Annotated in this window: 15 protein-coding genes and 2 CRISPR repeat arrays; of the genes, 10 read left to right on the forward strand and 5 right to left on the reverse strand. The window is 70.3% G+C overall.

Features of this window, described 5'->3' with window-relative positions:
• Positions 1-92: 92 nt before the first annotated feature.
• The 4 genes from amrb99_RS22805 to amrb99_RS22820 form a co-directional block, all read right to left on the reverse strand.
• The gene (locus amrb99_RS22805) at positions 93-902 is read right to left on the reverse strand and encodes a hypothetical protein (protein ID WP_190859305.1); all 810 of its coding nucleotides are present in this window, start codon (positions 900-902) and stop codon (positions 93-95) included.
• Positions 899-1,486 carry an SAF domain-containing protein gene (locus amrb99_RS22810; RefSeq protein ID WP_190859307.1) on the reverse strand — a complete coding sequence of 196 codons (588 nt, stop codon included), beginning with the start codon at positions 1,484-1,486 and terminating at the stop codon, positions 899-901. Before amrb99_RS22810 ends, amrb99_RS22805 begins: the two co-directional genes overlap by 4 nt.
• 122 nt (positions 1,487-1,608) lie before the next feature.
• Entirely contained in the window at positions 1,609-2,148 is a 540-nt protein-coding gene (locus amrb99_RS22815) for a hypothetical protein (RefSeq protein WP_190859309.1), read from the reverse strand.
• 232 nt (positions 2,149-2,380) lie between these two features.
• Positions 2,381-2,788: a hypothetical protein gene (locus amrb99_RS22820; protein ID WP_190859311.1), complete on the reverse strand. Its 408-nt coding sequence runs from the start codon at positions 2,786-2,788 to the stop codon at positions 2,381-2,383.
• A gap of 1,097 nt (positions 2,789-3,885) precedes the next feature.
• Positions 3,886-5,626: direct repeats of the CRISPR family, unit length 29 nt; unit sequence CGGACCACCCCCACGGGCGTGGGGAGCAC.
• 164 nt (positions 5,627-5,790) lie between these two features.
• Here amrb99_RS22820 and cas3 point away from each other — a divergent pair.
• The 10 genes from cas3 to amrb99_RS22870 all read left to right on the forward strand — a co-directional run bounded on the left by cas3 (position 5,791) and on the right by amrb99_RS22870 (position 18,583).
• Positions 5,791-8,580, forward strand: a complete 2,790-nt coding sequence (gene cas3 / locus amrb99_RS22825) for a CRISPR-associated helicase Cas3' (protein WP_190859319.1) — start codon at positions 5,791-5,793, stop codon at positions 8,578-8,580.
• A 211-nt stretch (positions 8,581-8,791) separates the two neighbouring features.
• Positions 8,792-10,345: a type I-E CRISPR-associated protein Cse1/CasA gene (gene casA / locus amrb99_RS22830; RefSeq protein ID WP_190859320.1), complete on the forward strand. Its 1,554-nt coding sequence runs from the start codon at positions 8,792-8,794 to the stop codon at positions 10,343-10,345.
• A complete protein-coding gene (gene casB, locus amrb99_RS22835) occupies positions 10,342-11,082 on the forward strand; it encodes a type I-E CRISPR-associated protein Cse2/CasB (protein ID WP_190859323.1) in 741 nt (246 codons plus the stop codon). Before casA ends, casB begins: the two co-directional genes overlap by 4 nt.
• Positions 11,079-12,206 (forward strand): type I-E CRISPR-associated protein Cas7/Cse4/CasC, encoded by a 1,128-nt coding sequence (gene cas7e / locus amrb99_RS22840; RefSeq protein ID WP_347256801.1) that lies wholly within the window; start codon positions 11,079-11,081, stop codon positions 12,204-12,206. Before casB ends, cas7e begins: the two co-directional genes overlap by 4 nt.
• Complete coding sequence (gene cas5e / locus amrb99_RS22845) at positions 12,206-12,955, forward strand: type I-E CRISPR-associated protein Cas5/CasD (RefSeq protein WP_206700066.1); 750 nt, start codon at positions 12,206-12,208, stop codon at positions 12,953-12,955. The genes cas7e and cas5e overlap by 1 nt, the downstream gene beginning before the upstream one ends.
• Complete coding sequence (cas6e, locus tag amrb99_RS22850) at positions 12,952-13,593, forward strand: type I-E CRISPR-associated protein Cas6/Cse3/CasE (protein WP_190859328.1); 642 nt, start codon at positions 12,952-12,954, stop codon at positions 13,591-13,593. The genes cas5e and cas6e overlap by 4 nt, the downstream gene beginning before the upstream one ends.
• On the forward strand, positions 13,590-14,570 hold the full coding sequence (cas1e, locus tag amrb99_RS22855; RefSeq protein ID WP_190859331.1) for a type I-E CRISPR-associated endonuclease Cas1e: 981 nt from the start codon (positions 13,590-13,592) through the stop codon (positions 14,568-14,570). The genes cas6e and cas1e overlap by 4 nt, the downstream gene beginning before the upstream one ends.
• Complete coding sequence (gene cas2e / locus amrb99_RS22860; RefSeq protein ID WP_194737082.1) at positions 14,567-14,905, forward strand: type I-E CRISPR-associated endoribonuclease Cas2e; 339 nt, start codon at positions 14,567-14,569, stop codon at positions 14,903-14,905. The genes cas1e and cas2e overlap by 4 nt, the downstream gene beginning before the upstream one ends.
• A gap of 118 nt (positions 14,906-15,023) precedes the next feature.
• A CRISPR array of direct repeats spans positions 15,024-16,938; the repeat unit is 28 nt; unit sequence GTGCTCCCCACGCCCGTGGGGGTGGTCC.
• Positions 16,939-17,038: 100 nt separating this feature from the next.
• A complete protein-coding gene (locus amrb99_RS22865; RefSeq protein ID WP_190859335.1) occupies positions 17,039-17,503 on the forward strand; it encodes a hypothetical protein in 465 nt (154 codons plus the stop codon).
• A 15-nt stretch (positions 17,504-17,518) separates the two neighbouring features.
• Positions 17,519-18,583 (forward strand): hypothetical protein, encoded by a 1,065-nt coding sequence (locus amrb99_RS22870; protein ID WP_190859339.1) that lies wholly within the window; start codon positions 17,519-17,521, stop codon positions 18,581-18,583.
• 19 nt (positions 18,584-18,602) lie between these two features.
• Here amrb99_RS22870 and amrb99_RS22875 read toward each other — a convergent pair whose 3' ends face one another.
• Positions 18,603-21,398, reverse strand: a complete 2,796-nt coding sequence (locus amrb99_RS22875) for a tetratricopeptide repeat protein (protein WP_206700067.1) — start codon at positions 21,396-21,398, stop codon at positions 18,603-18,605.
• Between the last annotated feature and the right edge of the window lie 420 nt (positions 21,399-21,818).

Consider the following 21,818-nt stretch of genomic DNA (forward strand, 5'->3'; position numbering starts at 1 on the left):
CCACAGATCCGCGTCGTCCGCACCATCGTGCGATGACGTGAGTTCTGCGGGACGTGCCCTGTCCGGCCCAGCGAAGGTCCATCCCGGCGCGCTCACCGCTTACCCCCAACGACGGCACCCGCGCCCGACAGAACCGCCCCGTCCGCGTCCCCGCCGACTTCGGACGCGGTGGGGACGGTCGCGCGGAGTCGCCGCCCCATGCATCTCAACGACCGCAGGAGCAGCGACGTCTTGAACGTCCTCCGAGGCGAAGCCCCATCCGAGAACACGGACGCATCGTCAGGCGAGTACGGCAGCTCGGCCAATATCGGTGTTCCGAGGACCCGCTCGACCTCCGCCGCGCGATGCGGGCCGTCCGAGATCAGGCACAGGCGGATGGTCCCGCGGCCGCCTCTGAGGTCCTTCAAAGCGTCGATCCGCGGCCGAGCGGCATCAACCTGCCTCAACGTCGGCTTCAGGACCATGACCACGGTCTCCGCCGCCCCCAGCAGATCAATGGGGGTATCGCGTCCACCGATGCGGCCCAGGTCGGCGACCACGTCGCCCTCTCGCGATGCCAGGGCCTCGGCCAGGCGACCCCACAACGTCCCAAGCCGCACCCCGTGCCGAGGATCGCGAACCCCGTGCAGCAGTTCCACGGTGCCCTCGCCGGGGACAGGAATCACGTAGTCGTCCAGCGGAAGCCCCACGCGCGTCCCGGTCTCGGCGGCCATCGCCAGCCCGAGCAGCCCCGGCCCGGCGGAATCGCTGAGCCGATCCGCCATGAAGCCAGGCACAACACCGCGCCCCATGGGATCGCACTCAGCCAGCAGCACCTTCGTCGGCCACGTGACCGCGAGCCCCAACGCGGTGGCGGTGACGCCCGGCGAACCGCCCGCCGAGACCACGCAGTACAGCGTCACGTTCCGTCCTGCCTTTCCGTGGCCACCAGGACGACCATCCCGACCGCCGCCTGCCGCGCAACCGTGCCGCTGTCGGCATCGGGCACCATCAACGACACCGTCGTCGCCCCCTCGGCGTCCGGCCCGTCCACCCCGTCGACCACCCCGGCGACGTCCCGAGGAACGGCGGACTCGGCGCGGCTCTGCTGCACGCCGGCCGCGGGCTCCTGGCTCTGGCTGCCGGCGGTGAACACCACGCGGACCTTCCACCCCGGAGCCAACCCGGGCGGCATCGCACCGGGCTTCAACGACATGCCCACCAGCGCCTGTCCCGCCGGGGGACTCTGCTGCGTCGACAGCTGCGACACCGCGAGAAGCGTCCCTTTCCGCAGCGGCACCGCAGCCCGCCGCCCGACCACCTGGTCCAGTTGATGGGCAGGGATCACCGCCACACCGGGCTCCACCGCGACCCTGGCCCGCTCAAGATCAGCCTGCGTGATCTCGTGGTCCGCCGCGACGTCACGCGCCACCTTCACGACCGACACCCGCTCACCCGAGGAAAGGAACAGGTAGACATTGGTCGCCACGGCGAACAGCACCAACATGGCCGCCCCGATGAGGAACCCGGGACGCCGCTGCCGCGGCAAAGGCTTGAACGCCCTGGAATCGACCCCACGCGCAGCCTTCGGCCCTGGCAGCACACTGTTACTCGACCTCATACCAACCCTCATCCGTAGAGCGCCTGCGCCTCGGCCACCCGCAACCGGAAACTCGTCGACCGGCTCAGCGGCGGAAGCGCACCACCAGAACCATCCGAACCACGCCACGTGCCGCCCCACACCACCGTCACTCGCACCCGATACGCATGGCCGGGCTGATGAAACGAAGACCGCCCGAACGTGTACGAGCAATCGGTGCGCTGTGCCGCAGCCGGCCGAGACTTGTCATAGGCGGTACCAGGACCCGCGCATCGAACGACCGGCTCACCAGGCCCCGGTGCGATCGTCATGCTCTGCGGCCGCGCGGTCACCTCGATCCACACGCTGCGAGCCGTGACACGATCGCTCAGCGGACGCCAGTCGGCCACCCAGAACCACTCCGGCAACCCCACCAGCCCATCGCTCCGGCGAGGCGGCGCCGTCCGCACCACCGGCACCGGTATCGGCATGTGCGCCCACCTGGTCAATGCCAACTTGGCTGGGGAGACTTTCGGCGCCTTGCCGCGCTCATGCACCGGCGAGCAGACCACCTGCACGTACTCGCTCAACTCCTGACAATTACGCGGCCCCGCCTCCTGCAACACGCTCGCACGGCCGCCCCTCGGCGCAGCGGCAGGAGCTCGCCCGCCACCCGCCGGCGCCCCACCATCGTGAGCGCCATAGTCGTAGCCGAGCGAGTTCGTATTCGGCGGCATCGGGTCCAGCGGAGGCGGCGCAGCAACGGATGAGGCGGCCGAGAGCAGTCCGGCGACGAGTGCGGGTCCAACAGTTGCCACCCCGTCAGCACCCTTCACCGATCGCAATGGATTTACTGACCCGCCACTGCCCATCAGCACCCTTAACCAGCAGAGCCTTCTTACTCCCCTGCCGAACCCCACGGATAAGCTTCTTATGCGTAACAGAGTTCAGCAGCCCGGAGCCGCGCGAATCCTGACAGTCATAAACAGTCGCGCCACTAGCGGCAAGCTGAACACTCTTCACATGGACGACGACGTGGCCGTAGGTAGCAATGTGATGCTTCTTCATCGTGTCGATACGTTGGAGCACCCGCGAAAGCTGAGGATCGGCCATAACGGTCGCGAGTTCCTGCTTGCGCGATTCCGCTGGGAGGGAATCCGCACGGTCTAACATCGCGACGAACTTCGTATAAGCCGCAGCCGCGGCCTTCTCCTCCGTCGCCGTGGACACCGAAGGGGAAGCCACACTGCCAGGCACCGAAGGCAAGGCGACCGCCTTCGGTGTGCCGCTACACGCGGAGAGAGCCAAGGCGGTACCCGCGAGGCTTAGCCAGTGGATCCCAACAGCTACCCGCCGACCAATACTCGCCAAGTCTCCACCCTCACATGTTTGATCAATGCTTCGCTGCCGCAGGCACCGCGATTAGGACGTTGAGTGATCGTAGAGCAGGCGAAGCGACTCGTCTTCCCAACACAAGACCAAGGAAGGTAGATCTATCCACAAGCGAAGGGCGGGTAATTCTGCTCATGCAAGCGATCGAGTCACACAACGGACCATCCGGGATGCAAGACTCAAATCGGAGAACCCGGCCAGAGAAGCACTTCGGGTCGCACATCGAACCTTTTGGACGCCCATCACACCGCCGGAACTGAAGGTGCCAGAGGCCAAACCATGACCACGGACGGCGAGTCACACGGCGACCAATCAGCCGCTCCTGGTAGCCACAAGGCATGCCGTCCCCAGCCCCTGAAGCACACCCACCTCTCGAACCGCACGAGCCTTGGCGCGTTGCCCCTCGCCAGCGACGTCACCAGCGCCAACACCGCCGCAGATGGCTGGTCTCCGCAGTCACCGGCGTACTGGCCTCCTCCGCGGCAGCCCTCGCCTTGACTCTCGCCGGGCACTCTCACACGACGCCGTCACCCACCAGCGACGACATCTCGACCGGCGCGTTCCAGCGCCCGCAGCCGAGTTCATCGGCAGCCCCCGCACGCCGCGCGCCCTCCCCGTCACGGCACCAAGAACCGAGCCGCGAGGCCCAACGGCACCAGCGGCTCGATGCGTCCCCGAGCGCATCGACGGCACAGATCCCAACGCTGGCCCGCCGCAACGCCGTAAACCGGCGGCGGGAAACGGGGAAACCCCGGGACGCAGCCCACGCCCGACCCCGGCCCCGGCCCCGGCATCACAAGGCGGCCCACAGCCGTAAGCCGCCAGCATGGATCGGTCACGAGTGCCGCCGCCGCTTCCCACACGACCGCACCCGCCAGGCCGCCTGCATCGCAGCCCTCCACAGCTACTTCAGCAAGTAGCCCGCGGCGGTCACACGAACCACCCCCACACGTGTAGGGAGCACGCGCGGAGCACCTCGAACGCGAGGGCCTGCCGCGGACCACCCCCACGGGCGTGGGGAGCACGACGGGTTAGTGATGCTCGCGGCGTTGCCGGACGGACCACCCCCAGCGGGCGTGGGGAGCACTCCCGCTGGTACTCAAACAGGTACCGGAGCTCCGGACCACCCCCACGGCCGTGGGGAGCACCGGCCGGCGCGCTCGTTGAGCGTGCCTGTCTCCGGACCACCCCCACCGGCGTGGGGAGCACGTTCATCGTCCTCGTCATCGCAATCGCGGTGATCGGACCACCCCCACGGGCGTGGGGAGCACAGGATGGCGGCCCCGAACGGGTCCTTTCCCCACGGACCACCCCCACGGGCGTGGGGAGCACGACATCTACCACAAGAACCTCCCCCCGGCCCGCGGACCACCCCCACGGGCGTGGGGAGCACGTCGGCCTCGCCATCGAGACCGGTCCGCCCGACGGACCACCCCCACGGGCGTGGGGAGCACCGGCTGCTGGCGAGGCAGATCGTGCACAGCCACGGACCACCCCCACGGGCGTGGGGAGCACAACATCGCGTCCGTCTCGGTCTGCCGCCGCGACGGACCACCCCCACGGGCGTGGGGAGCACGGCGTGATCACCGGGACGACGTTCGGGCAGGTCGGACCACCCCCACGGGCGTGGGGAGCACCGGTCCCGTCCCCACCACACGATCGGCTCGGACGGACCACCCCCACGGGCGTGGGGAGCACCCGGAGAGCTGGTCGAGGCTGGCCTTCAGATCCGGACCACCCCCACGGGCGTGGAGAGCACCAGTTTCACCATCGGGCGGCCGGGCGGGTTCGCGGACCACCCCCACGGGCGTGGGGAGCACGTCGCTCTCCTGCCCGCGCGGAGTGTCGGGGCCGGACCACCCCCACGGGCGTGGGGAGCACCACCCTTCGTGGATCGCGACGACGCGCGTGATCGGACCACCCCCACGGGCGTGGGGAGCACGGACCAAGGACGCGACGATCGCGACGTGGAACTGGACCACCCCCACGGGCGTGGGGAGCACTCCTGGATCAGGCTCCAGGGGGCGTCCTCCGCCGGACCACCCCCACGGGCGTGGGGAGCACATGTCGCCGCCTGGACGTCCAGACGTCCCGACGTCGGACCACCCCCACGGGCGTGGGGGGCACGTCGGGTCGGCGACGGTGGTCTCGTGCTCCGGCGGACCACCCCCACGGGCGTGGGGAGCACACGGCAACTAGGCGGGCCGTCACCCTGGTAGACGGACCACCCCCACGGGCGTGGGGAGCACGGCAGCGGCTCGGCGCGCTCTCCCTCGGCGTTCGGACCACCCCCACTGGCGTGGGGAGCACGTCCGCTTCGACCGACACCGGGAGGGTCTTGCCGGACCACCCCCACGGGCGTGGGGAGCACATGGCGGCGCGGACGGCTTCGGACTCGGGGTCCGGACCACCCCCACGGGCGTGGGGAGCACCGCCGAGTTCATCCAACTGGCCGACCAGCACACGGACCACCCCCACGGGCGTGGGGAGCACGGTTGGTGGCTGGGGGAATCGCTGCCGCGGAGCGGACCACCCCCACGGGCGTGGGGAGCACACCCGGCACTACGGCCTGTTCCGCGAGCACGGCGGACCACCCCCACGGGCGTGGGGAGCACCCACCGGATGTGATCCCCGTCAGATGGGTTCTCGGACCACCCCCACGGGCGTGGGGAGCACCCCTTTGCGACCTGCTAGTTCACAAGGGCACATGGCGTTTCTCGCTCGTCGCTGCGGGTTCTGGCCGCGCATGCGGCCGAGCATAGTGTTCGCGGTGGCGTTGGATTGTCAGACCCGCTGGCTACGTTCGTGCGGCAAGCGACGAGACGAGTGCTGGAGGGATCGTGGCCGGCTCCGGATCCGATCTGCCGTGCGTGGACTTGGACCTGTGGGGCAAGAAGCACGGGCTGCCTGCTCCTTACCCGGTCGTGTGCCATCTGCTCGATGCTGCCGCTGCGATCGGCGTCCTGTGGGACCTTTATGCCAGTCCTGCGACGCGTCGGCGTATCGCCACGAATCTGCAGGTGGACGAGGAGCACGCTCGATGTCTCTTGATGTTCTGGGCGTCGTTGCATGACATCGGCAAGGTCATCCCGTCGTTTCAGGCGCAGCAGGAGGACGCTTTCGCCGCTTTGTCCGGCTACGAGGACGTCCGGGGCGAGAGGCTCGGGCACGCTCAGGCGACCCATCTGTGGCTCGGTCTCGCACTGCGGGATATCGGGTATCGGGGAAGAAACCTGCGCGATGCGGCGTTCAAAATCGCTCAGCTCTTGGGCGGGCATCATGGCCGGTTCTTCGAGGCCAAGCAGGAAATGGAGAAACCGCTGGCCTGTGTCCCCTCGTTGGGGGGTGGAAGGTGGGAAGAGCAGCGGCGGGTCCTGTTCAGCTCGCTCCATAAGGTCCTCGGTGCGCCCGAACCGCCGAAGGGGCGCCTGGCCGCCGACGTCGCCGGGGTCGTGTGCGGGCTGGTCGTCCTGGCGGACTGGCTGGTCAGTCAGGACTTCTTTATCAAGGGCCGCCTCAAGGCCCGGCCGACCGGTGGTGACCTGTCGTCGCTGAAGGCCCATCTCTCCGGCAGTACCCGTGAGATCCCCGATCTGGTCGCCAAGGCGGGGCTGAGCCGGCTCAGGCTTCAGCCCGGGCGCTTCGAGGACGAATTCTCGTTCGACGCCAACTATTTGCAGCGCTCGGTCGCCGAGGAGTTGCCGGGGGCGCTCGGGCAGGGGGCGGGTCTGCTTCTGATCACCGCGCCGATGGGCGACGGCAAGACCGAGATCGCTTTGCATGGCGCTCGTTTGATGGGCGAAGCGGCCGGCGTCCCCGGGATCTTCGTCGGGCTTCCGACGATGGCGACGGCCGACCAGATCTACCTGCGGGTGATGGAGTACGGGATGCGCCGTGCCATCGATCCGGCCCCGCTGACGTTGCTGCACAGCATGGCGTGGCTCAATCCGACCTACTCCGGCTCCGCACCGAAGGGCGACGAGCCCGAACCTGAGATCCTGACGGGTGAAGGGGACGCGAGCGCGTGGACGGCGGCCACCGAGTGGCTCCAGGCGCGAAATCGCGGTCTGCTGGCCCCGCTGTCGGTGGGCACGATCGACCAGGCGTTGCTGGCCGCGTTGTGCGGCAAGCACAACATGCTGCGCTTGATGGGGCTGTCGGGCAAGGTTCTCATCATCGATGAGGTTCACGCCTACGACGCTTACATGCAGGGGCTGCTTCGTCGTCTTCTCAGCTGGCTGGGCTGTTTGGGCGTGCCGGTCGTCCTGCTGTCGGCGACACTGCCGCAGCAGATCGGCCGCAGGCTGATCGAGGACTACCTACTCGGGGCCGGGCACGTTCCGAGCAAGGTCCCGGTAGCGGGCTACCCGGGCTGGCTGTATGCGGACGCGGCATCCGGGGAGATCACCACACCCAGGGAGCCGCTTGGCTGCGTATCGCGGCCGCTGGTCACCGAGCTGTGTGAGGTCTCGCTCGGGCCGGGGCGGCGAGTCGTCCGGCGGCCGGTCCTGGAACAGCTCTTGGCCCCACTGGTCGAGAGCGGCCAGGGGTGTGTCGGCATCATCTGCAACACCGTCGCCGAAGCCCAGCAGACCTTCGAGGAACTCCGGCAGTGGCTCGGCGAGCTCGACCTGGCGGGGAAGCCGGCGCCCGCGCTGCAGATCCTGCACTCGCGGTTTCCCGCCGGGGACCGCGCCGCCATCGCGCGAACGATCGTCGACATGTACGGCAAGGACGGCCAGAAGAACGGCACGCGTCCCACAACGGGGGCCATTCTGGTGGCCACCCAGGTGGTGGAGCAGTCGATCGACCTGGACTTCGACTTCCTCATCAGTGACCTGGCGCCGATCGCGCTGCTGTTGCAGCGGGCGGGCCGGTGCTGGCGGCACCCGCACAACATCCGGCCGAGCTGGGCGGCGAGCGCCCGGTTGGCGGTGCTGTCTCCGGTCGGGGCGGACGGGACGCCCGACGTTCCCGACGGCTGGCCGTTCGTCTACCCGGCCGCCCTGCTACGGCGTACGCGGGAAGTGCTGGCCGAACGTGAGGACCCCACGATCAAGATCCCCGAGGACGTGCAGGGTCTGGTCGACGTCGTCTACGACGAGAATTTCTTGGATCCGGCTCGTCCGATGGCAGACGACGACATCGAGCGCCTTGCCGACGAGCAGGTCAAGTCGAGTCTTTCGCAGATGGCCGCCATCCCCGGGCCGGGGGACGTCATGAGTCTGCACGAGCTGACGAAATCTGAGCTGGACGAACAAATGGTCCGGACGCGCCTGGGAGCCGACTCGGCCCGGGTGATCTGCTGCTACCGGTTCCCCGACGGGCGCCGCTTCCTGGACCCCGCTGGCGTCACCGAGCTGCCGGAGAAAGGGAGTGGCTCCAAGGGCCGGTTCACCAAGGACGAGGTGCGGGCCCTGCTGGGTCGCGTCATCCCCGTCCCCTCGGCCTGGGTGCGTGATCCCGGCGAGGAGAACATCCCGCCGGCCCGCTGGCGGAACAACGGCCATCTACGCGACATTCTCCCGCTCACGCACCCGGTCGATGCCGACGGCCATATTCGGCCAGCCGAACTGGGGAGTAATGAGTTCCGATTGTCCGCCGCGCTCGGGCTCGAGCGGCTAACGTAATCAGCGTTCAAAGAATTACGAGCGAAAAAGAATTACGAGTTCCACTGCCACCTTTGTAGTCTTCGCCGACGCCCCCATGCGCGCCGTCGGCGCCCAAGGACGTGGGGAGCTTGGTCACCGGCCGGTTCGGATCGCGAGATCCACGGCCACCGGATCACCCCCACACCGTGGGGATCTTGTTCGCCCCTCATTGTGCCGCAGAGAGGACGCCATGCCCCCCACCGGGTCTGACCTGGCCGACGACGGACTGATCCCGGTCCACCCCGCGGTGGACGGCGGTCGTGTCGGGCTCCGCGAACTTATGGTCCGCGCACACGAGCTCACCGATGTCGACGTGCCCATACCGCCTGCTGCGGCGGGGCTCTGGCGGGTGCTCACCGTGCTCGCCGCGCGCGTCACCGGGTTGGACCGGCAGGAGGACGGCGCAGACGAGTGGTTCGACCGGCGGGACGACATCCTGGACCGGGGTACCTTCGACGCGGACGCTGTCCATGAATACTTCAACCGTTTCCCAGGACGCTTCGACCTTTTCGATTCTGAACGTCCGTGGCTGCAGGACCCCCGTCTGGCGACCGAATGCGACTCCGAATCGGGGATCAACAAGCTGGCGATGGAACGCCCGGCCGGGCAGAACCAGGTGTGGCTCGACCACCACCATGACGGCCAGGCAGGCCCTTTGGACCTGACCACCGCGCTGTTCCACCTCCTCGCCCAGCTCTACTACGGCCCCTCGGGACGTTGTACGGCACGGAGGGTCAACGGCCGCAAGGAGGCCAACATGACCGCTGGGCCGCTGCGCCGCGTCGTGTCTTTCCATCCGCTGGGCCGCAACCTGTTCGAGTCCCTGGTCATCAGCATCCCGTTCCTCGGGCGCCGGGAAGGCGATGACCTGGCCCCTTGGGAGTACGACGAGCTGCCGGATCCACTCGGTGTTCCGCCGATGCCGGGCGGCGTCGCCGGTGTGCTCACCGGTCGCTTTCGCCACGCGCTGCTGCTCGTGCCCAGCGCCGACCGCACGGAGGTCGTCAACGCCTACCTCACCTGGGCATGGCGCAACCCCCACCCCGAGGTCCGCGATCCCTACCTGATCTACCAGGCCAACAAGGAGGGCGACTTCTACACGCGCCGAGCCGATGCGTCGCGGGCGCTGTGGCGCGACGTTGACGCGCTGCTGCTCGAGGATGTCGGTGTCCGCGGCGGCAGAAGCGCTCGGCCCGACGCGTTCGGCGCGGGCATCGAGATGCTGCCGTTCGACGTCCGCGCCGCGCTGCGCGTCCGCGCCTACGGGTTCCACCAGGACGGTCAGACCCGCGACCAGCAGTGGTTCGCGGCCACCACGCCCGCCGTGCTCGGCACGCTGTTCGGCGACGCGGAGACCGCGGGAGCGCTGAGCCGGGCACGTGATGCCGCCGAACGGACCGAGTGGCACCTGCAGCGGGCGCTGCGCAACGCCTGGATCGCCGTCAACGACCCGTCCAACGGCAGCGGCCGTCTGGTCCGCCGCGAGGCCGACATCGCCCCCGGCCCATGGCCGGACGCCGCGGCCGGCGCCTACTGGCCGCGTGCGGAGGCGATCTTCTGGCGCAGGGTCCGGCGCCGCGATTTCGACCATGCCGCACGCGAGTTCGTCCGCCTGGCCGCCGACGTGTTCGACGAGGTGACCGGACACGCGGGGCATCGCCCACGCGTCAAACGCGCCCTCGAGCGCGCTCGCGGCTTCATCTTCCGCGCACTCAACGAGACCACTCCCAGGGACGGGTCATGAAAGTCGACGATAAGAACCTCCTCTCCGCGGCGGCGAGCAGACTCGTCAAAGACGTCGAGGACAGGATCGAGACAAGCCCCGGCGACCGGGCCGCGCTTCGCCGCTCTCTCGGCCGGTCCCCGCAGGACGTGCTGTCCCATCCCGCCATCGCGATCGTCGCGCGCCACGTACCGGAGCCGCTGGTCCCGACGGACAAGGTGAGGGGCACACGCGGCATCTCCCTCGTCGAGGCCGAGTCGGTGGAGCGGGCGTTCTACGCCGTCGCGGCACTGATCGCCGCCCAACCTCGCCAGTCCCCGCAGGACGAGGCGGAACAAGACGACACCGAGCACGACGGCTCGAACGAGCAAGAAGGAGAGTCCGACGTCTCCGGCGCAGCGGACGACGCCGAAGAACGCCCGGAGGCGCCCGCCCAGCCGAGTCTGGGCACGACCCTCGCGCTCGCCGTCGCCGCACCGCGGTCCCCGCTGCGGCACGACACGATCGAAGCGCGCCTGCACCTGCTGTGCCGTCAGCGGCTCGACGGCCTGCATCGGCAGCTCCCCCGGCTGATCGCCCAGCTTCGCGTCACCCGGGTACCCGTCGACTGGCCGCGGCTCGTCGTCGACCTGGCTCGATGGGGAACTGAGTCCGACCTCGTCGCCAAGCGATGGCTCCAGGACTACTACCGCACTTACTTCCGCCTCACGGCGACCGCCGACAAGTCCGAACCGACCGATCCGAGCGAGGACCAGTGACGATCCCGAAGATCATCGACGTTCATCTCCTGCAGACCCTCCCCTACAGCAACGTCAACCGCGACGACCTGGGCTCACCGAAGACGCTGGTGTACGGGGGAACCCCGCGCACGCGGGTGTCGAGCCAGGCGTGGAAGCGCCCGGTGCGGCTGGAGATCGAGCAACAGCTCGGCGAGCCTGCCGCCCGGACCCGGCGCGTGCCCGGCGAAGTCAGCAGGCGCCTTCAGGACCGCGACTGGCCGAAGGATCTGGCCGACACCGCTGGTGCCCAGATCCTCCGCTCGGCCGGTGACAAGGAAGCCGGCCTCAAGACCGAGAAGGACGGCGGCAGCGCCGCCCTGTTCTACCTGCCGGTCAGCGCGCTGGACAAGCTGGCCGACCTGGCCGCCGAGCACCGCGACGCGATCGCCGTCCAGGTGGGCAAGAAGAAGCCCGAGGCCATCCTGCCCAAGGAAGTCCTCCACAAGATCATCACCGAGAAGAACGCGAGCATCGCCCTGTTCGGCCGCATGCTCGCCGAGATCCCCGGCGCCGGCGTCGACGGCAACGTCCAGGTCGCGCACGCCTTCACCACCCACGCCACCGATCCCGAGATCGACTTCTTCACCGCCGTCGACGACCTCAACCGCGCCGGCCAGCACGGCAGCGGCCACATGAACAGCGCCGAGTTCAGCGCGGGCGTCTTCTACCGCTACGCCTGCCTCGACGTGGCAGGACTGACCCGCGGGCTCGGCGGTGACAAGGACCTGGCGTCCCGGCTCACTCGCGCCTTCCTCGACGCCTTCCTGTCCGCCCTGCCGAGCGGCAAGCAGAACTCGACCGCCCCCAACACGGTGCCCGACCTGGCCTACGTCTCCGTCCGGTCCGACCGGCCGATCTCGCTGGCCGGCGCGTTCGAGAACCCGGTCCGCGCCGAGGCCGAGGGCTGGGCGGCTCCCTCGTTCCGCCGGCTCGCCGACCACAGCGCCAAGATCCGCCGGCTGTGGGGCACCGGCGGGATCGTCTGGGACGGCTACGCCGGAATCGACGACAAGCCCCTGACCGGGCTCGGCGACGCCGTCGGCTCCTACCCGGAGATGGTGCAGTCGGCGGTACGAGCCGCCTTCCCCGAAACGCAGGCATGATGGGACTGCTCATCCGACTGGCGGGGCCGCTGCAGTCATGGGGTGAGCACAGCGTCTTCACCCACCGCGACACCCTCCGCTACCCCACCCGCTCGGGCATCATCGGCATCTTCGCCGCCGCCGAGGGCAGGCCGCGCGGGGAACCGCTCAGCGACTACGACGCCCTGCGGCTGACCGTCCGGATCGACCGTCCGGGCATCGTCGTCCGGGACTTCCACACCGTCGGCGGCGGATATCCGCGGGAGGCGACCGTGCCCACCGCCGAGGGCAAACGCCGCACCCCCGAGACCGCGACGATCGTGACACACCGCCACTACCTGACCGACGCGGTCTTCACCGTGGCCGTCGAGGGCCCCGAGGACCGCACGCGCGCGATCGCCGAGGCGCTCGACTCCCCGCACTGGCCCGTCTTCCTCGGCCGCCGCTCCTGCCCGCCCGACCAGCCGCTCCTGCTGCGCAGCGACGTCGACGACCCGGTCGACCACCTCAACCGGCGGGTCCCCATCGCCTACCGGCCCCGCAGGAAAGACGAGCCCAGCGAACTCGACTTCGTCACCGAAGGCGCCCTCGACAACGCCGAATCGGTCGCCGAACTCACCGACGTCCCCCAGACCTTCGCGCGCCTGGACCGCCGGTTCAGAACCCGGACGGTGTCGGTCACCTCACGTTCCGTGCCCGAGTCGCTCTGGTCCACCGGAACGGCCGCCTACTACGACGCGCTCATCGACTACATCAAGGAGGCCAGGTGACCGGCTGGCTGACACAGATCGCACTCGACCTTCGCAACCCCGACGCGCGGCGCGACCTCGGCGATGCCGTGAGAGCCCACCGGCGAGTGATGTCGCTCGTCCCGGACGGTCTCGGAGACCAGGCCCGCCGCAAGGCCGGCGTTCTCTACCGCATCGAGCAGGCACGCTCAGGGCCGCGGCTGCTGATCCAGACGCAATATCAGCCCGAGGGGCACAAGCTGCCCGACGGATACGGGACCCTCAGCGTGACCAGCCTCGACCCGCTCCTGGCCGTCCTCGACAAGGGGCTGGCCGTGCGCTACCGGCTCGTCGCCAACCCCACCAAACGGTACGGACGGACATCGCCCCACGCCGGAAAGCTCGCCGCCCTCACCGGCGCCGCCGCCGACCAGTGGTGGACCGAACGCGCCGAACGATCCGGACTGGCATTGCAGACCGCCACCACCAGCTCCCTGCCCGACCTAGCGGGCCGCCGCACCGGCAGAGACGACCGGGTCGTCCACGCGGCCCGCCGCTTCGACGGCACCGCCGTCGTCACCGACCCGGCCGCGCTGCGCACCGCCATCCTTACCGGCATCGGACGCGGGAAGTCGCACGGCTGCGGACTGCTGAGCGTCGTCCCTCAGCTCCCTCGGTGAGTACCCGCGCCCGCCGCGACCTCGGCACACCGACACTGGCGATGCTCCCGCGCATCGCCGACTCCCTGTCGTTCCTCTACCTGGAGACGGTCCGGATCGTCCAAGACGATCTAGGCATCTGCGCCCAGGTCGAATCGCCTCGCGGAACCGAACGCGTCTACCTGCCCGCAGCAGCACTCAGCTGCGTACTGCTCGGTCCCGGGACCTCCATTACCCAGCCCGCCCTGGCGAGCTTCGCCCGCAACGGCACCAGCCTCGTCGCCGTCGGCGCCGGCGGGGTCCGCAGCTACGCCGGCATCATGCCGGCCTCCCTCACCACCACCTGGCTGGAACGCCAAGCACGCGCATGGGCCGACGACGAAGAACGCCTCGCCGTGGCGACCCGGATGTACACCCACCGCTACGGCGCACCCGAAGGCGGGATGAACCTCGCCCAACTCCGCGGCATGGAAGGCCAACGCGTCAAAGCCCTCTACCGCATCCTCGCCCAGAAGTACGGAGTCAAAAGGTTCCGCCGCAACTACGACCCCTCGGCGTGGGACTCCCAAGACCCCGTCAACCTCGCCCTCTCAGCCGCGAACTCCTGCATGTACGGCGTCGTCCACGCGGCGGTCCTCGCGCTCGGCTGCTCGCCCGCGCTCGGATTCGTCCACAGCGGCACACAGATGGCGTTCGTCTACGACATCGCCGACCTCTTCAAAATGCAGGTCACCGTCCCGCTCGCGTTCTCACTGCACGCCTCCGCCAACCCCGAACGCGAAGCCCGCCAAGCACTCCGGGAACAGTTCCGGCTGCTGAAGCTCATGCCGGGCATCGTCACGGCCATCCAGCAGATGCTCGACCCCTCAGCGAAGGGCGAGAGCGTCGACCGCACGAGCGACATCACCCACCTGTGGGACCCACAAGCCGGCCTACTGCCGTCGGGCGTGAACTACGCCGACACCATCGCTCCGGGGGACGACCCGTGGGCACCATGATCGTGCTCTCGACCACAGCCGTCCCCGACTACGTGCGCGGCTCCCTCACCCGCTGGCTCACCGAACCGGCACCCGGCTTGTACGTCGGCACTGTCTCCGCCCGTGTCCGCGACGAACTCTGGAAGGCCGTCACCGAGGCGGTCGGCGACGGCGCCGCCGTTCTCGTCCACCCGGCGACAACCGAACAAGGCTTCACCATCAAGACGGCAGGCGAACGCCGCCGCCGCATCGCCGACTTCGATGGACTGCAACTCGTCCGCTTCCTTCCCCAAGACCTCGACGAGGCACAAGACACACAACCCTCAGCCGAGGGGGCGCCGGATGCCAGGAAGTAAACGGCGAAGGACCGGCGCCGAATCTCGTTACCGGCCCGTCATCTGCTACTCCACTACAGCGACCTCGTCCGGATCCAACGAACACCATGTTCCCTTGTGAAACCGCAGGTCGCGAAGGGTGCTCCCCACGCCCGTGGGGGTGGTCCAGCGTGGGTGGGGGACGACGACGTCATCTCCTATGTGCTCCCCACGCCCGTGGGGGTGGTCCGGCTCCGGAGTCCACGGCGTAGTGGCGGTAGTCGTGCTCCCCACGCCCGTGGGGGTGGTCCGACCGTGCTGTCGGTCATCGCCGGGTCGAACGCGTGCTCCCCACGCCCGTGGGGGTGGTCCGTCGACGACGAGGTCGTGGTGCTCGCGGCAGTCGTGCTCCCCACGCCCGTGGGGGTGGTCCGCCGAGGACGCGGCCTGATGAGTGCCGACGTCGTGCTCCCCACGCCCGTGGGGGTGGTCCGGAATGGGACCTGACGACCGGCGGCGGCATGCGGTGCTCCCCACGCCCGTGGGGGTGGTCCGGTCCTCATGCCGCGGAACATCGCCGACGGCATGTGCTCCCCACGCCCGTGGGGGTGGTCCGGCATGGACGAGACCCTGGCGCGCATGATCGCCGTGCTCCCCACGCCCGTGGGGGTGGTCCGTCCGGCAGCAAGGCCGACTGGGTCGCCTGGGCGTGCTCCCCACGCCCGTGGGGGTGGTCCGCCGGAGAGTCCCAGCGCGGGATCAGCAGGGACGTGCTCCCCACGCCCGTGGGGGTGGTCCGCTTCACTCCGATGAGCGATAAACGATCTTGAAGTGCTCCCCACGCCCGTGGGGGTGGTCCGGTCGCCAGCGAGGCTGTAGCCGCCGTACGGTGCTCCCCACGCCCGTGGGGGTGGTCCGAATTTGCCGCGGGCGACGGTGAAGGTGAAGGTGTGCTCCCCACGCCCGTGGGGGTGGTCCGTCGCGGTGTTCCGGCGCGTGGAGCAGGACAACGTGCTCCCCACGCCCGTGGGGGTGGTCCGGTCTCGATGCTCTCGTTACCCGCCGGGTCCTTGTGCTCCCCACGCCCGTGGGGGTGGTCCGCCGCCCTGCCCGACGCGATGCGCCTCGCCGTCGTGCTCCCCACGCCTGTGGGGGTGGTCCGTTCGACGGCGACCCGGAGACCGGCCAGGCCGGGTGCTCCCCACGCCCGTGGGGGTGGTCCGCACGAGCTGTGGCGCGTCAATGGCAGGGGGATGTGCTCCCCGCGCCCGTGGGGGTGGTCCGTTGCTCAGACCTGGTCGGCGATGCGCGGAGCGGTGCTCCCCACGCCCGTGGGGGTGGTCCGCCGCGGACAGATGATGCGAGCGCGGACCGGGGGTGCTCCCCACGCCCGTGGGGCTGGTCCCGATCGCATAGCCCGCTGGACGATCACGCACAGTGCTCCCCACGCCCGTGGGGGTGGTCCGGCGCCGCTCGATCCGGGTGGGCCGCCTCCGCCGTGCTCCCCACGCCCGTGGGGTGGTCCGGTCTGCTTCGCTCATCAGTGCCCGATCAACGCGTGCTCCCCACGCCCGTGGGGGTGGTCCGGCGCCGGCTTCGCGGCCGCGGTGGCCGTACTCGTGCTCCCCACGCCCGTGGGGGTGGTCCGCGGTGTTTGGTCCCGTGGGGTAGACGTGCCGTGTGCTCCCCACGCCCGTGGGGGTGGTCCGTCCTCGATGAACGGGGGCGTCCACGTGCGCCCGTGCTCCCCATGCCCGTGGGGGTGGTCCGGACGCCGCAGACATGAAGCGCCTTGCACTGGTGTGCTCCCCACGCCCGTGGGGGTGGTCCGCAGTGGCTCTATGACGCAATGGTCTGGTGGAAGTGCTCCCCACGCCCGTGGGGGTGGTCCGGTTCGACGGCTCGGGGATCCGGTCGCCGTCGGGTGCTCCCCACGCCCGTGGAGGTGGTCCGCAGCCGAAGGAGCCGGAGATGCTCCGGATGCCGCACTCCCCACGCCCGTGGGGGTGGTCCGGTGTGGGTAGTGGTCGGGGAGTCCGCGCTCCAGTGCTCCCCACGCCCGTGGGGGACACGCTCGACCAGCCGCTGGCGTGGCTGGTCGAGGCGATCGGCCCGGCCCCGGCCGCCGAGGACCTGGACGCGCGGGCCGCGCGGGCGGAGCGGGCCCCGCCCGTCGTGGCCTACCGGGAGCAGTACGGGTACGAGGCCGAGTCCGACGCGATCGCGGCCGCCCCGTCCCGCAAGGCGCCCGAGCAGCGGGCCGCGTGGTGGGTGGCGCGTGACGCGCTCGGCAACCCGGACGCCTCCCGCGAGATCAGCGGCGCCAGCGACGGCGAGCTGTGGGTGATGCGAGCCTCCTACGAGCGTGAAGCCGCGTGGGCGCCGGCCTACGTCGGTGACGAGCTCAGCCAGGTCAGCCGGGAGGCGCGCGAGCGGGCCGCCGAGGCCGTCCGGTTGCGGGCCCGCGCCGCGGCGATCGCCGGGCAGGACGCCGAGGCGGCCGCCGCCCTGGAGGCCCGCACGGACGGACAGCAGACCCTCGCCGACGCGGCCGACCAGCAGCGCCGCGCGCTGACGCAGGTGTACGAGGCGCGCAAGGCGTGGGCAGAGGCCACCCAGGACGCCGCGCTGTTGGCGTAGCGCGCGGACGCGGAGTTGCGGCGCCGCGAGCACATCGACACCGCGGCGCTGCCGCCGCTGCACGCCGACACCGCCGACGCGCACCAGCGGATCGAGCAGCAGCGCGCGGCCGAGGCCGAGCGGCGCGCCCAGGACGACGTGCAGCGAGTGCCGGACGGTCAGCTAGAGCTCGACCTCGGGCCGAGCGTGGAGAGGCTGGCGGCATGGGACGCGCCCGCGCCGTCCACCGGCGAGCAGGCCCGCGAGCAGGACGCCGACCGGACGCCGCTCCCCAGCGAGGCCGAGCAGCAGCGCGTACACCAGCAGATGGCCTTGCGGGACCAGGTGGCGCGCGACCAGGAGGAGTACGACCGGCAGCGCCGCGCGTACGCGCGGGGCGAGCTGGACGAGCTGCCGCCCGACCCGCGCGACCACGCCGCGGCCGGGCGAGTCCGCGCCATCGAGGCCGAGGCCGAGCGCGAGGCCGCCGCCGCAGCCGAGCGGCGCGCCCAGGCGATCCGCCACGCCCGCGCGCAGGCCGAAGCCCGCGAAGCCGAGCAGCGGGCCGCGCAGCTCGCCGAGCAGACCCGCGCCCGGCAGCAGGGCGAGCACCAGGACCGCGCCGCCGAACCCGAGCACGCGCCGGGAGCCGACCGGCCCGCAGAGGCGATGCCGGGTCAGCAGGCCCTCGATGTGTTCGGCGTCGCCAAGCGCGGCGAGGTCGACCGGGAGGCGCAGCCCGAGCTCGCCGAGCGGGTCGAGAAGGCCGCCGCCGCCGCGGCGATCGCAGGGGCCCGGCAGGAGCGCACCGAGGCCGAGCAGCGCGCGCAGCAGGAACGCGAACACGAGGAACTCCAGCGCGCCCAGGAGCGCGAGCAGGAGCGCACCGAGGTCGAGCGCTCCAAGCTCGAAGCCCGGACGCAACAGCAGCAGCGTGAGCGCAGCGCCGCCGAGCTCGCGGCCGAGGCGTTCCCCCAGAGAGTGCGCGAGGCCCTCGCCCAGTCGATGGGCCGCGAGCGCGATGGGGGGCGCGAGCCTCACCGGCCGGCGCCGCGGCGAGCGCCCGAGCCGCCCAGCCGTGAGGACGGCTTGGGACGCTGACCTGCGTGGCCCTTCTGACTTACTCCAGCCCAACTTGGCCTCGCCAGTGGGCGAGGTTGCCGCGGGCGATCACGGTGTCGGGGTGGTCGGGGCCGAGCACCCGCAGACAGTCGGTGAGGAGTTCCTCGTATGCGGTGACGGCGCTGGCGGCGTCTCCCGCTTTGCCCCGCCAGGATGCGAGGTTGTTGCGGGTGGTGAGGGTGTCGGGGTGGTCGGGGCCGAGCACCCGCAGACAGTCGGTGAGCAGTTCCTCGGTTGTGGCGGCGGCGCCAGCAGCGTCTCCCGCTTCGCCTCGCCAGTATGCGAGGTTGCCGCGGGTGGTGAGGGTGTCGGGGTGGTCGGGGCCTAGGATCCGCAGACAGTCGGTGAGCAGTTCCTCGGTTGTGGCGGCGGCGCTGGCAGTGTCTCCCGCTTCGCCTCGCCAGTGTGCGAGGTTGTTGCGGCTGGTGAGGGTGTCGGGGTGGTCGGGGCCTAGGATCCGCAGGCGGTCGGTGAGGAGTTCCTCGAATGCGGTGACGGCGCCGGCGGCGTCTCCCGCTTCGCCTCGCCAGCGGGCGAGGTTGCCGCGGGTGGTGAGGGTGCCGGGGTGGTCGGGGCCTAGGATCCGCAGGCGGTCGGTGAGGAGTTCCTCGAATGCGGTGACGGCGCCGGCGGCGTCTCCCGCTCCGCCTCGCCAGCGGGCGAGGTTGTTGCGGGTGGTGAGGGTGTCGGGGTGGTCAGGGCCGAGCACCCGCAGACAGTCGGTGAGGAGTTCCTCGAATGCGGTGACGGCGCCGGCGGCGTCTCCCGCTCCGCCTCGCCAGTATGCGAGGTTGCCGCGGGTGGTGAGGGTGTCGGGGTGGTCGGGGCCTAGGATCCGCAGACAGTCGATGAGGAGTTCCTTGTATGCGGCGGCGGCGCCGGCGGCGTCTCCCGCTCCGCCTCGCCAGCGGGCGAGGTTGCCGCGAACGGTCAGGGTGTCGGGGTGGTCGGAGCCGAGCACCCGCAGACAGTCGATGAGGAGCTCCTCGTATGCGGCGGCGGCGCCGGCGGCGTCCCCCGCTACTCCTCGCCAGCGGGCGAGGTTGCCGCGGGTGGTGAGGGTGTCGGGGTGGTCAGGGCCGAGCACCCGCAGGTAGTCGGTGAGGAGCTCCTCGTATGCGGTGACGGCGCCGGCGGCGTCTCCCGCTTCGCCTCGCCAGGATGCGAGGTTGCCGCGGGTGGTGAGGGTGTCGGGGTGGTCAGGGCCGAGCACCCGCAGGTAGTCGGTGAGGAGCTCCTCGTATGTGGCGGCGGCGCTGGCGGCGTCTCCCGCTTCGCCTCGCCAGGATGCGAGGTTGCCGCGGACGGCCAGGGTGTCGGGGTGGTCGGGGCCGAAGTGGTGCAGGCAGGTTTCATGCAGGTCGGCGTAGGTGTTGAGAGCGGCGGTGACCTGTCCGGTTTCGCCGAGGCTGGTAGCGGACCGAAACAGCACAGGGTGGGCGCCGGTGTCCGGGACCCATAGGGCGGTGCCAGTGTTCTGCCGCAGGGCGTCGGTGTTGGCGCGCAGGATTTGGCCGAGTTCGTCGCGTTCCACCTCGGGCCACACCGCCAACAGAGCCGCGGCCGCAGCGTCGGCGAGTGCCGTCGCCGAATCATGGGCTTGGCTGGTGCGAGTGGTGAGGTTCTCGCGGGTGGCGCGCTGGATCAGTTGGTGAATCCGGACTTCGCGGTAGGTGGCGGCGCGGTCATAGTCGATGAGGCTGTAGCGGTGCAGCAGCCGTAGCGCCTGGTCGATGGCCTCAGCGGTGGGGCTGTCGGTCCCAGGTAGGTGGGATGCGATGTAGTCGCGGGCGGGTTGGCTGGTGAGCACGGCGGCGGGGATGCCGGCGGAGTCCAGCACGCTGGCCAACTGGATCAGCAGGCGGGCCAGCCCGGCGGGTCGGGACCGGTTGGCTCGATCGATGGAGATCTCCCACACCGCGGAGACGATTCTTTGGTGGTCGTCCAAAAGATCCTCGGGAGCGGGAACGGTGTCGGCGAGGAACTGCTTGGCCAGCAGCGTGCGGTAGCGGCCGCAGTCCACATCCTGCTGCAGCATGTAGGCGGCGGCCTGCGCAAGAGCCAACGGCAGATGGTCGAGGTCGTTGATCAGCGCGGTCCGCTCCTGGTCGTCGGCCGCCAACTCACCCAGCCGGGTGCGCAGGTAGGCGTCGGCTTCCCCAGGGGTGAACAGGCCGATCTCGATCGTGGTCGACCGGGGCCCGGGCGGGGCGAGATCACGGCGGCGAGTCGTCACCACCGTTGCTCCTGCAGCCGACACCGGGGGCCATAACCCCCGCAGGTCCCCTTGCGCTTGGACGTCGTCCAGCACCACCAGCCAGCTTTGCCGGGTGGTCTCCGCCCACGTCACGAACTCACGCGCGCAACGTTCAGGGTCGTCGCGGTCGGCCAGCGGTAGGTTCAACCGCACCGCCGCATCGCTGTAGGCCGACACCACGCTGTCGCGGGTTGCGGCGCTCGCCCACACCAGCACCTCGACACCCTGCTCCCAGGCATGGCGAGCATAGGCGGCTGCCAGTTGGGTCTTGCCGACCCCGCCCATCCCCGCCAGCACCCGCCTCACCGACGGCACGGCCTGGGTCAGCACCACCGCACCATTCGCACTGGCCGCCATCGACACCTTCTCGGCGACTTCCCGCTCCTGGAAACAATCTGCCGGTTGCGGAATCACCCCCACCCGGACCCGGCCCATGGCCGGGTGCGCTGCCCCCGACCAATGATGGTGATGATGAATCTGGTCGCCCGCGATCTGGGTAACCTGGCCGCCTTCTTTGACCCGAGCGTCCTGGGACACTTCCTCGCGGTGCCGCCGAGGCCCGCGACTGCTCATGACTGCGCCGGCGGGTCCTGGTCTCCCCCTACCTGGGAGATCTCCCCGTCCTTACGTGTCCGCGCACGCTGACGCACCTCGCCCGCCGCCGGGTCGCCCGACGGCGCTGAACTGGTCTGACTCCCGCCCACCTGCGAGATCCGGCCCCCCGAAGCGCGAGCGGACTGCGACACCCGCCGACCCTCAGCACCTGAACCGGCCACCAGCCCGTACGCCGTCAGTGCCAGGCCGGCCACAGCCACCAACGCGCCCACCACACTGGCCAGCTTGTCAGCCCTGTCCAAACCGACTGCGGCGAAGTACACCCCCAACCCGACCACCGTCGCCACCGTCACCCCGGCACCCGTCCAGCCCAAGCCCCGCCTCGTCATACCAACATCATCA

The organism is Actinomadura sp. RB99 (assembly GCF_014706005.1).
Classification (GTDB): domain Bacteria; phylum Actinomycetota; class Actinomycetes; order Streptosporangiales; family Streptosporangiaceae; genus Spirillospora.